This window comes from Streptomyces sp. UNOC14_S4 (assembly GCF_020740835.1).
Taxonomy (GTDB): domain Bacteria; phylum Actinomycetota; class Actinomycetes; order Streptomycetales; family Streptomycetaceae; genus Streptomyces.
The window spans coordinates 1-11,035 of sequence record NZ_JAINFC010000040.1 but is presented as its reverse complement, the minus strand read 5'-3'; the positions used below and the strand labels follow the sequence as shown (position 1 = coordinate 11,035).

The following is an 11,035-nucleotide window of genomic DNA, read 5'->3' as shown; positions in this document are numbered from 1 at the left end:
TTCACCGGCCCGCCGCCTTCGGCTGTCCCGGGGCAGACTCCGGCCGTCCGTACGCCTTCAGGCGGCCGGGGTGGTCTCTGCGTCCGCCAGCCGGGCCCGGCGCAGCCGCCCCGAGAGTCGTTCGCCGTCGATATCGGCGGCCACGGAGTGGAACACGCCGGAGGACTCGGCCACCCAGAAGCCGTCATGGACGAGCACGCGCTGGGCTTGTACACCCTTGCGTGACCATCCTCGTACGAACTTCACGTCGGGCGCCTCGGCCTCCGGCGGCAGCTGTCCCCAGGCCACGGCCCAGGAGCCTGCGGAGGTGCCACCGCGCCAGGCCCCGCGCAACGGAGTGAGGCCCAGGCACGTCGTGGTGCACACGTCGACCAGGAGTGAGCCGATGCGGACCTCCAGCGAGGTACGGCCGCGCCGTGCCCGCTCGGCCTGGACGTGGAGTCCGCTGGCGGGGAGGTGAAGGAGGGGCGGCATGGGTGGACCCTTTCGACGCAGGAACGTACATGGGGAACACGGGTGTTGAGCACCGAGTGGCCGCTCGGTGCGATGTCCTGGGTCGACTATTGACGCCCTCCCTGACACATGTCAACATCTTCTTACATGCGTAAGAGGAAGTGACGATGAGTCACGTAACCATGACAGGTGACCAGTTGCTGAGGATGCTCTCGGCGCTTGCGAACCCGCATCGGCTACGGATCGTGGCGGCGCTGGCGGGCGGGCGTAACTACGTCAGCCAGCTGGCGCGTGACATGGGAATGAGCAGGCCTCTGTTGCACATGCATCTACAGCGTCTGGAGGCTGCGGGGATCGTCACCGGGGCGCTCGAAGTGTCGGATGCGGGTAAAGCCATGAAGTACTTCGAAGTGACTGAGTTCGGAATGAACTTGAACCCATCGCTGATCGCCGAGCTTGCCCCGACCCTCAGTGAAGAAAGCGTGAAGGCCAAAGAATGAACACCTATACGTCGTCGGGCAACAAGACCTTGATGACGGTGATAGCCGTCATCCTGGTCGCTGTCGCCTACGCCGCCGTCAAGATCTACCAGGCCCGTGCGGCGGCCAGTAAAGACGGCTATCGCGAACTGCTGGAGCAGATCAGCGCTCTGCAGGGGGAATTGCTGGGCGAGGTCAACGACATCAAGCTGCGCTTGTCCGCCATGGAGAAGATGATGCGCGAAGTCGAGTAGGGGAACTCCGGACCGCCGAGCGGCCACTCGCCGGTCCGGTTTGTTCCCTCGCCGCCCGTCCCTCCTGATGTGCGTACTCCCTCCACGGAAAGAGTTGTCCTGTGCTGCTCCGAAACAGACTCTTAGCTCTGCTCGTTCCCTGTGGCCGCAAAGCCAAATGGGTCGTGATCGCGGCCTGGCTGATCATCGTGTTCATCGCCGTTCCGATGGCGGGAAAGCTGTCCGGTGCCGAGAAGAACGACTTCACCCAGGCGTTGCCGTCCGGCGCCCAGTCCACTCAGGTCGCCGAACTCGACTCGCGGTTCAAGGGCGGTAACGACTTATCCGGGGTTGTTGTCTACGCTCGCGACAAGGCGCTCAGTGCCGCCGACCGCGCCAAGGTGGCTGACGACCGCGAGCGGTTGGCGGAGATCACGGGTCATTCGGTACCGCCCCCTTCGGCATCCGCGGATGGCCAGGCCCTCACGCTGGCGGTGACACTTCCGTCGGATGCCAAGTCCGGCGCGATAAAGAAGGTCCGTACACAAGCAGAGCAGAACCTTCCGGACGGCCTCGATGCCCGGCTGACAGGCGCGGCAGGTGAGAAGCTCGATGGCCAGGACGCCTTCGGCGGAGTGGAGTCGACGCTGCTGTACGTCGCCGCCGGCGTGGTCGCTCTGCTGTTGCTTTTCATCTATCGCAGCCCGGTGCTGTGGATCCTGCCGCTCATCGTCGCCGGAGTCACCTCTCAGGTTGCCGAGGCAATCGTCTATCTGCTGGCACGTCATGCCGGCATGGTCGTCAACAGCCTGGGTGCCGCGATCCTGCTTGTCCTCGTCTTCGGCGCGGGCACCGACTATGCCCTGCTCCTGCTGTCCCGGTACCGGGAGGAACTGCGCCACCAGGACGACCGGCACGAGGCCATGAGGGCGGCCCTGCGCAAGTCGGCCCCGGCCGTGATCGCCTCGGCGGCCACCGTCTGCCTGGCTCTGCTGTGTCTGACCGTCGCGGAGCTGAAGTCGAATCGGTCGCTCGGGCCGGTGGCCGCGGTCGGTATCGTCTGCGCCCTGGCCGCTACTCTCACCCTGCTCCCCGCCCTGCTGGTTGTCTGCGGGCGTTGGGTCTTCTGGCCGGCCGTCCCCCGCCCGGGCACGCGTCCGGCAGCGAAGCGTACGGTCTGGGAGCGCCTCGGCGCGGGAGTGGCGGCACGTCCCCGCGTCTCCTGGATCGCCGCGGCCTTGGTGCTGTGTGCTCTGGCCCTTGGCGGAACGGGTCTGCGGACCGGACTCGACTTCAAGCACGTCTACCGTTCGGAACCCGGATCGGTCGTCGGACAGAAAATGCTGGCCGATCACTACCCGGGCGGCTCGGCCCGCCCGGCCAGGGTCATCGCCGACGCGGCGGCTGCCGGCCCGGTGGCCCAGGCGCTCGAGGTCGAAGGCGTGGCCAAGGTGTTGCCGCCGAAGAAATCGACCGACGGTGCGCTCGTCAGCATCTCCGTCGTGATGACCGACCCGCCGAACAGCTCCGGGGCCGAGAGCACCATCGACCGCATGCGAGCCTCGGCTGCGGTCAAGGTGCCCGACGCCCATGTACGGGTCGGCGGGAGCACCGCCGCCACCCTTGACGTGGCCCGTGCCCACAGCCACGACCGCAAGGCCGTGATCCCGCTCGCGCTTGCCGTCGTCTTCCTCGTCCTGGTCCTGCTGCTGCGCTCTCTGATCGCCCCGCTGCTGCTCGTGGGAGCCGTTGTCGCTTGCTACTTCGCGACACTCGGAACGAGCTGGCTGCTGTTCCAGCATGTACTCGGCTTCCCCGCGGTGGACGCCTCGCTGGTGCTGTACGGGTTCATCTTCCTGGTGGCCCTCGGTGTGGACTACACCATCTTCCTCGTGGACCGCATGCGCGAGGAGACCGCACTCTCCGCGCCGCGCGAAGGAGCGTTGCGCGCCTTCCGCGCCACCGGCGGTGTCGTTGTCAGCGCGGGCGCGGTGCTCGCGGCGACCTTCGCGGTGCTCGCGGTCCTGCCGCTGGTGGCCATGGCCGAGATCGGCGTGATGGTGGGGCTGGGCGTACTCCTGGAGACGCTGTTGGTGATCGCTGTGCTGGTGCCCGGAATCGCTCTCGACCTTGGCCGCTGGTTCTGGTGGCCCAGCAAGCTCGCCCGGCCCACGGGCGGCTCCCGGACCCATGGTGGGTCGCGTGTAAAGAAGGAATATAGCGACGACCGGCAGGCTCCCACGGGGGATCCTGTTCAACTGTAGGGAGTTCGTTCATGTTCAGCCGCCGTTATGTCCTCCTGCCCGCTGTGGTGGCCACTGGGCTCCTCTTGGCCGGATGTTCTGATTCCGGATCCGTCAAGAGCACCACGGCCGACGCTCAGGTCAAAGAGAAGGTGAACTCGGTGGAGATCAGTGGGGCCCGGCGGGGCACCGTCGTGATCAAGGCCGGTGACGGTCCGGAGGTCAGCATTCACCGCACCGTCCATTACCGGGACGATGCCGAGCCCAAACCCACGCAGCATGTTTCCGATGGAGCCCTCACTTTTACCCGGGGCTGCGACAACTGCTACATCGACTACGAGCTGACCGTGCCGGCCTCTGTCCAGGTCAAGGTCAGCAGCAGCAGTGGCAAGGTGGACGTACGCGGTGTGGCAGCGGCGGACGTCAAGACCAGCTCGGGCGCTGTCACGGTGGCTTCCATCGCGGGCGTCCTGAACGTCGGCACCTCCTCCGGGAGCATCACCGGAACCGGTCTCAGCGGACCCTCCGCCAAGATCGGGACGTATTCCGGGGACACCAAGCTGGACTTCACCAAGGCTCCGGGTGAGGTATCGACGGACAGCACCTCCGGAAGCGTGCGCCTGAAGGTACCGGGAGGCCCGTACCGCGTGGAGGTGCGCGGCACCTCGGGGAAGCGAGAGATCAACATCCCCACGGACCCTTCGGCCAAGTCGGCACTGAAGTTCAAGGCGACATCCGGCGACATCGAGGTGTCCGCCGCCTGACCCGCCTCCACAAGCCACTACCTCACCCCCGACACACGGCACCGGTGCACGGCACCGGTGCCGTGTGGTGTGTTCCGACGCAGGGCGGCGGAATCCGGCGACATAGCGTGCGCATAGATGGCGTATAGAAAGCGTCCGCAGCATGGATGGGCAGGCTGCAGCCCCATGGAGTGGGGCCGCCGAGCGGCCACTCGGCGGCCCAGTGGAGGAGCATCACCGCGCCTCTCGGCGCGTCCTGATGTGCGTATAAGCCTCCGTGGCTCAGGGGACCATTCCGCCCCGCCTCGTGGCAAGTGCGGAGCCCGACCGGTAGAGAGGACGACCTCGCTCATGCCCGCTGACTTCATCGACATCGTCTCGGCTCATGCCCGGACGGCACCCGAGCGCCGGGCGATCGTCATGGTCCGCCACAATGGCCGGGGAGTCTCCGAGGAGGCACTGACATACGGAGAACTCGACGAGGCGGCACGCACCATCGCCGTCAGGCTGGCCGAATACTGCTCGCCCGGCGACCGGGTGCTCCTGCTCTACCCCACCGGTCTCCACTTCGCCGTCGCCTTGCTGGGATGCATGTACGCCGGAGTGGTGCCCGCTCCCGCCCCGCTGCCCGAGGGCACCAGGCATCATCTCAGCCGCACGACCGGTATAGCATTGGACACCGAGGCCAAGGCCGTCCTCACGGATGCTGACAACCTTCCGGGCGTCACCGCATGGCTGGAGCGTGACGGACTCACTGCTGTGTCCGGCATCGCGGCGGACACCCTGTGGGCGGATCCCGCCGAGCTCAATGCCTGGCGACGCCCGGAGCCCGGGGACCTCGCCTTTCTGCAGTACACCTCGGGTTCCACCAGCGACCCCAAGGGCGTGATGGTCTCCCACGTGGCGCTGCTGGCCAATCTGACCCTGATCCGGGACCAGATGGGATTTGACGCCCGTACAAGGTTCAGTAGCTGGCTGCCGATGTACCACGACATGGGCCTCATCGGGCTGTTGCTCGAGCCGCTGTTCCTGAGTTCCACCACCTACGTCATGTCCCCGATGGACTTTCTCAAGCGGCCACAGCTCTGGCTGCAGACGATCCATCGCCATGGTGTGCACGTGAGTTCCGCGCCCAACTTCGCGTACGACCTGTGCACACGTCGGCTCTCCGACGAGCAGATCGCCGAACTTGATCTGTCCGGCTGGACCCATGCGTGCAATGGAGCCGAGCCCGTCAACGCACAGACCCTGGCCCGTTTCACGGAGCGCTTCGCAGCGACCGGGTTCCGAGCCGAAGCGCTGCTGCCCTGCTATGGAATGGCCGAGACGACGCTCTTCGTCGCGGGAACCCCGGCCGATCGAGCCCCGGTGATCACCCACGTCAACGCCGGCCGTCTGGAGAAACATGTCTTCGAGCCCGACGCCGACGGTGTGCCGCTGGTCAGCAGCGGGCTCGTCGAGGGCTACGACCTGCACGTTGTCGACCCGGAAAGTCATGAAGTCCTCGCTGACGGATACGTGGGAGAAATCTGGGTGCGTGGGTCCAGTGTGGCCCGTGGCTACTGGAACAACGAGGATGCCACCAGGCGGATCTTCCAGGCCCGTACTTCCGATGGCGAGACGAATTTCCTGCGCACCGGCGATCTCGGCGTGCTTTACGAAGGGCAGTTGTACATCACTGGTCGCATCAAGGAAATGCTCATCCTCAACGGTCGTAATGTCTACCCGCACGATGTGGAACGTGAAGTCGCCACTGGGCACGAAGCGTTCGGTGGACTTGCCGGAAGTGTTTTCACCGTGCCCACTCCCGACGAGCGGATTGTTGTCGTGCAGGAAGTGCGGGCCCGTAGTGAAAGCGATTTGAGCGCGCTCACGGCCCTGGCGAGCAGGATCGTCGCGGAACACCTGAAATCTTCCGTATCCAACGTCGTCCTCGTGCGACCAGGGAAGGTCCGTAAGACCACCAGTGGTAAGATTCAGCGCTCGCTCATGCGGAACCTCTTCATGAATGGCGAACTGGAAGTATTGCACGAGGAGTTGGACCGCCAGGTGCGGGGTCGATACCGTGTCCGGGAGGTCGCATGAGCACGGAGTACGATCCGGTCGCTCTCGCCGACGACTTCGAGTGCGCCCTCGGCGACCCGAACGACTCCGCCAGCGTCTTCACCACGGCCCGGTCGCTCGCCCTGGACGCCGGGGAGGAATTCCCCGAGGAAATCTACGCCGAGCTCGACGCTCTGGGGCTCCCCGAGCACTACGTTCCCCGTGAGTTTGGCGGCAGACTGGGAAGTTATGAAGAACTGTTCCAGATCATGCGCCGTGTCGCCGGCCGGGACCTCACCGTCGCCATTGGTCATGCGGCCACCTATCTTGGCACCGTCTGCACATGGGTTGGTGGCACGCCGGCACAGGCACGCCATACGGCCCGGGAGGTCATGGCCGGGACCGTGCACTCCTTCGCGCTCACCGAGCGCGACCATGGCAGCGACCTGCTCGCCGGCGACCTGAGTGCCTGGGCCGTCCCGGGCGGATATCGCCTCGACGGCGAGAAGTGGCTCATCAACAACGCCACCCGCGGCACACGGCTGTGCGTGCTTGCCCGCACCGACGGGGCCGGTGGCAGCCGCGGTTTCAGTCTCTTCACCGTCGACAAGCGTGACCTCGATGCCGATACCTACCGAACGCTGCCCGCCGTTCCCACCCATGGCATTCGGGGTACCGACATCAGCGGAATCTCCTTCACCGGCGCGCAGGTTCCCGCTGGAGCGATGATCGGAGCGCCCGGCACGGGCGTCGAGACCGCCCTCAAGAGCCTGCAGCTCACCCGTACGCTCTGTGCCGCCCTTTCGTCGGGTGCCGCCGACCATGCACTGCGTATCGCCCTGGATCACGGCCTTGGCGCTGACGCTGAGACGTCGGTGATTCTCGCCGACGCTTATGCGGACCTGCTCATCGCCGAGGCTGTGGGTATCGTCGGTGCCCGGGGAATCCACTCCCTGACCGGCGAGTTGAATGTGCTGTCCGCCGCCGTCAAGCACTATGTGCCGACCAGTGTGGACGCGATGATCAAACGGCTGGGCGCGGCGCTGGGAGCCGAGGCGCACGTCACGGACGGCCCCTTTGAAAAGGTCGCCCGTGATCACAGCATTGTCGGAATCTTCGATGGCAACTCCGTCGTGAATCTGCTCGCCCTGATCCATCAGTTCCCCGTGCTCGTGCGTGGCCGCAAGCGGCAGAAGTATGATGCGGCAGGGCTGGCCGAGGCCGTTACACTCACCGGAGCACCGCCTGCATTCCGGCGTGAGAAGTTGTCCCTGATCTCGTCTGCCGGATGCAGCGTGATGCAGGCGCCCGATCCCGGCGGTCCTTACGCAAGCGAACTGCAAGAAATTGCTGATGAGCTGTACGAGGACATGGCGCGTGTGCGGCCCTCCGCACGGGACACCCGGCCGGAGGCATTCGAACTCGCCGAACGCTTCACGCTGCTCTTCGCCGCTGCCGCATGCCGCCACCTGTGGGCATACAACCGTGAACTATGGGCCGACTCAAGCTGGCTGGAGGCATGTCTCTCCCGACTGCTGCGGCGGCTCGGCCGCGATGCCGGGGACAGCGGTGTGCTGTCGCCCGACCTGCTTCGCCGATACAGCGCGGGCGAGCGCCTTTCCCTTCTGCCGGTCACTCGGACCCCGACAACGGAGGCGCGATGAACGCCCGGCTGGACGAAGCTCTCGGTGACCCGCTGGCCCCCGGCGCCCTGCTGAACCCGGCGGCCGTTCTCGCAGCGGACGAGCGGCACGAGCCGTTCACCGCAGCCGACGCGGTGCTGCGCGCCCACCTGCCTCTCGACGCCTTCATACCCCGGTCCGGTGACGGGCCGCCGATCCCCCCGGGCCGCCTGATGGAAATGGGCCGGTCCGTCTTCCGGCACGACGCCGGGCTGGCCGCTCGCCATGGGATTCCGGGCCTTGCCGCGGCCCTCGATCTGTGGACCGCCGTCGGCACCCTGCCCTCGTCCGGCCATGTCGAGCGCCTGCTGGCCGGGGCGACGGTCGTCGTCGGAGGCGGGACCTACCTGCACGGAAGCAGCACAGGGCCGCTGCTCTCCGGAGAAGCCCGGCTTCTCGGCACAGCCCACGATGGACTCGCCGTCCTCTCGGTGCGCACCGAGGAGGGACTTCGCGGGCGGCTGCTCATGGACCTCGCCCGACTGGATCCGGGCCGGAGCAGCCTCGGCCCTGAGCAGGAGCTGAGCGGACTGCGCGGCTGCACTCTGCGAAAGCTGACTTTCCAGGACTGCCCGCTGCCCGCCGACACCACGCTCGATGTTCCCCTCCGGGGTGCGTTCACCCAGGCACTGCTCCCGGCCATGGCCATCGGCACCCTCGACACGCAGCTGCGCGTTGTGCTGCGCTTCGCTCGTGAACGGGTCATCTATGGACGCCCCGTGGCCGAAATCCCGCATTCCCGTTCCCTGTTGGTCAATGTCTTCCTCGACCTATTGATCTGCGATTGCCTCACCGGTATGGCCACCGAACCCGCCTCGACGGCCGAGCTTGTACCGGCCTTGCTGCGAAACGCGGGGAATGAGCTGAGCATGCTGCTCGGGGCCCGCTCGTACCTACGTGAGGGTGATTACGGGATCTTCCAGAAGCACCGGAGGGACCTGTCCGTCCTGCTCGCGCTCGGATTCATACCGCCCGCTCCGGCCCACCCTGTGCATACCATTCTCGACTTGCCGGTTCCGGAACAACTGGAGTCGCTGCGCACCCTGTTCAAGGGAATGGACTCCGACAAGCGATACGGGGCTGTGACAGCGGCAGCGGCGGCGTGCCTCACGGTGTGGCACACCCATCGCGGGGAACCGTTCCTCGGGGAAACCGACTGGCTGGCCGGAGCGTGGCGCCGGCTTGCCACTCGTCTGGGGCGCCACCCCCGTCCGCTCGCCGATGAAGCCCGTGACCGGATCTTCGCCGAACTGATCCGTCGCGCGGACCACAGAGAAACTTTCGACCTTGCCGGTCGCCCCTTTACGGGCTGACCATCATTCGTACAGACACCAGGAGTACTCACCCATGTCCCCGGACGCAAGCTCTCTTGACGACATTCGCAGCTGGCTCATCGAGCGCATCGCCTTCTACCTCGAGGCACCTGCCGAATCGATCGATCCCGTCCGCAAGTTTGTCGAATTGGGGCTTGACTCCGTATACGCCTTGACCATGTGCGGTGACATTGAGGACCACTTCGACATCGTGGTGGAACCGACGGTGGCCTGGGACCACCCCACTGTCGATACCCTGGCCGCGCACCTGCACGGTCAGGCGGGCAACCGATGAGTGCGCTCCCGGTTTCGGTCGGGCAGGAAGCCCTCTGGTTTCTCCATCGCATGGCTCCGGACAGCTCGGCGTACAATGTCGCCGTCGCCGTGCGACTGCGCGGCCGCCTGGACATCAAGATGCTGCGTCGCGCGCTGACGACGGTCGTGGATCGTCATGAAATCCTCCGTTCAGCCTTCGTCGAAGAGGCTGGTCGCATCCGACGCCGAGTCGGCACGGCCGAGTCCGTACTCCTGGGTGTACGGGACCTTGGGGCCGTTGCGGAAGAGGAACTCCGTCGCACGGTCGGTACTTTGACAAGGGCGCCATTCGCTCTGGAGAAGGAGGTGTTCCGGGCGGATCTGCTCCGCCGAACCGACGACTCCGTGCTCGTCCTGACGGCCCACCACATCGCAACGGACGCTTACTCCCAGGGCATTGTGCTGCGTGACCTGATCGACGCCTACGAGGCCGGCGGACGCAACGATCCGAAGCCGCTCCCCGCCACTTGGGACGACCATGTGACGATGGAGCGCGATACCTTGGAATCGCCGCGCGGCGCCGAAATGGAGGCATATTGGCGGCAGGTTCTGTTGGGTGCTCCCCACGTGTTGGAACTCCCTGTCGACAAGCCGCGGCCGTCCAGGAGGTCCCTCGAGGGCGCCACCCATGAAGTGCGACTTCCGGACGCCCTTGTGGCGCGGTTGCGGGAGGTGTCGTTCGGCAGGGGCATCACTCCCTTCGTCTTCCTCATGAGTGTCTTCCATGCCACGCTGTTCCGCTACTGCGGGCAGGACGACATCCTCGTCGGCTGGCCTACGACGACCCGTACCGGAAGCCGGACTCGTAATCTGGTCGGCTACTACGTCAATTCGCTCGCTCTGCGGTCCAGGTTCGAGCAGCACACCACATTTGTCGATATCTTCGACTCGCTCGATGAGCAGGTGAAGAAGGGGCTTTCTCACGTCGGCTACCCCTTCGCGCTGCTCCCCAGAGCAGTCGGCCTGTCTCGCGACCCTGGCCGCCCACCCCTTACCCAAGTCGCCGCGACCATGGTGACGACGAGTCGGCTTGACCCTCTGGCCGATATGCTCGCGGCGGGTGAGGCGGCAGAACGAGAACTGGAGTTGGCCGGGCTGCGTCTGTCGGCATTCGATGTGCCTCAGCAAGAGGGGCAGTGCGATCTGTCCATGGAAATGCTGCAGAGCAGCACTTCTTTTCGGCTGTCCTTCCGTTATGACATCCATCTCTTCGAGCGTGTGACCATCGAACGATTCGCGCGCCACTTCCTGCGCCTGGTGGAAGCCGCACTCTCCGACCCGGCTGTACCCGTCTTGAGCGTGTCCCTCGTTGACGCTGCAGAACGATCGAGGCTTCTCTCTCTTGGCGCAGGCGCGGCCTAGACGCTTCTTTTTGGCCAGCTGGCTTGTTCTGCCGCTGATACAGCGAGCGCCTGTGATCAGGCGAGATCCGCGAGAAGCGCGGGCAGAGCCACTTCCTCCTCGACACGTACCCTGAGCTCGGTCAAGGCCGGGGTCAGGGGCGGGTCCCAGGGCTGGCTCTTATACATAT

The 11,035-nt window shown here is 65.7% G+C and carries 11 protein-coding genes; 9 read left to right on the top strand and 2 right to left on the bottom strand.

Annotated elements, in window-relative coordinates:
• Positions 1–57: 57 nt before the first annotated feature.
• Complete coding sequence (locus K6I34_RS06130; protein ID WP_229323057.1) at positions 58–474, bottom strand: hypothetical protein; 417 nt, start codon at positions 472–474, stop codon at positions 58–60.
• 146 nt (positions 475–620) lie between these two features.
• Between K6I34_RS06130 and K6I34_RS06125 the strand changes: the two genes are divergently transcribed.
• From K6I34_RS06125 to K6I34_RS06085, 9 genes are all read left to right on the top strand, one after another.
• The gene (locus tag K6I34_RS06125) at positions 621–953 is read left to right on the top strand and encodes an ArsR family transcriptional regulator (protein ID WP_229323056.1); all 333 of its coding nucleotides are present in this window, start codon (positions 621–623) and stop codon (positions 951–953) included.
• Positions 950–1,186 (top strand): hypothetical protein, encoded by a 237-nt coding sequence (locus tag K6I34_RS06120; protein WP_229323055.1) that lies wholly within the window; start codon positions 950–952, stop codon positions 1,184–1,186. Before K6I34_RS06125 ends, K6I34_RS06120 begins: the two co-directional genes overlap by 4 nt.
• Before the next feature lie 164 nt (positions 1,187–1,350).
• Positions 1,351–3,429, top strand: coding sequence for an MMPL family transporter (locus tag K6I34_RS06115; RefSeq protein ID WP_229323054.1), 2,079 nt, complete (start codon positions 1,351–1,353; stop codon positions 3,427–3,429).
• A gap of 11 nt (positions 3,430–3,440) precedes the next feature.
• Positions 3,441–4,172, top strand: a complete 732-nt coding sequence (locus tag K6I34_RS06110) for a DUF4097 family beta strand repeat-containing protein (RefSeq protein ID WP_229323053.1) — start codon at positions 3,441–3,443, stop codon at positions 4,170–4,172.
• A gap of 330 nt (positions 4,173–4,502) precedes the next feature.
• Entirely contained in the window at positions 4,503–6,236 is a 1,734-nt protein-coding gene (locus K6I34_RS06105) for a fatty acyl-AMP ligase (protein ID WP_229323052.1), read from the top strand.
• The gene (locus K6I34_RS06100; protein ID WP_229323051.1) at positions 6,233–7,858 is read left to right on the top strand and encodes an acyl-CoA dehydrogenase family protein; all 1,626 of its coding nucleotides are present in this window, start codon (positions 6,233–6,235) and stop codon (positions 7,856–7,858) included. The genes K6I34_RS06105 and K6I34_RS06100 overlap by 4 nt, the downstream gene beginning before the upstream one ends.
• Entirely contained in the window at positions 7,855–9,189 is a 1,335-nt protein-coding gene (locus K6I34_RS06095; protein WP_229323050.1) for an acyl-CoA dehydrogenase family protein, read from the top strand. The genes K6I34_RS06100 and K6I34_RS06095 overlap by 4 nt, the downstream gene beginning before the upstream one ends.
• A gap of 34 nt (positions 9,190–9,223) precedes the next feature.
• The gene (locus K6I34_RS06090) at positions 9,224–9,484 is read left to right on the top strand and encodes an acyl carrier protein (protein ID WP_229323049.1); all 261 of its coding nucleotides are present in this window, start codon (positions 9,224–9,226) and stop codon (positions 9,482–9,484) included.
• Positions 9,481–10,866 (top strand): condensation domain-containing protein, encoded by a 1,386-nt coding sequence (locus K6I34_RS06085; RefSeq protein ID WP_229323048.1) that lies wholly within the window; start codon positions 9,481–9,483, stop codon positions 10,864–10,866. The genes K6I34_RS06090 and K6I34_RS06085 overlap by 4 nt, the downstream gene beginning before the upstream one ends.
• Before the next feature lie 56 nt (positions 10,867–10,922).
• Here K6I34_RS06085 and K6I34_RS06080 read toward each other — a convergent pair whose 3' ends face one another.
• Positions 10,923–11,033: a DUF2399 domain-containing protein gene (locus K6I34_RS06080; protein WP_229323061.1), complete on the bottom strand. Its 111-nt coding sequence runs from the start codon at positions 11,031–11,033 to the stop codon at positions 10,923–10,925.
• Positions 11,034–11,035: the final 2 nt, after the last annotated feature.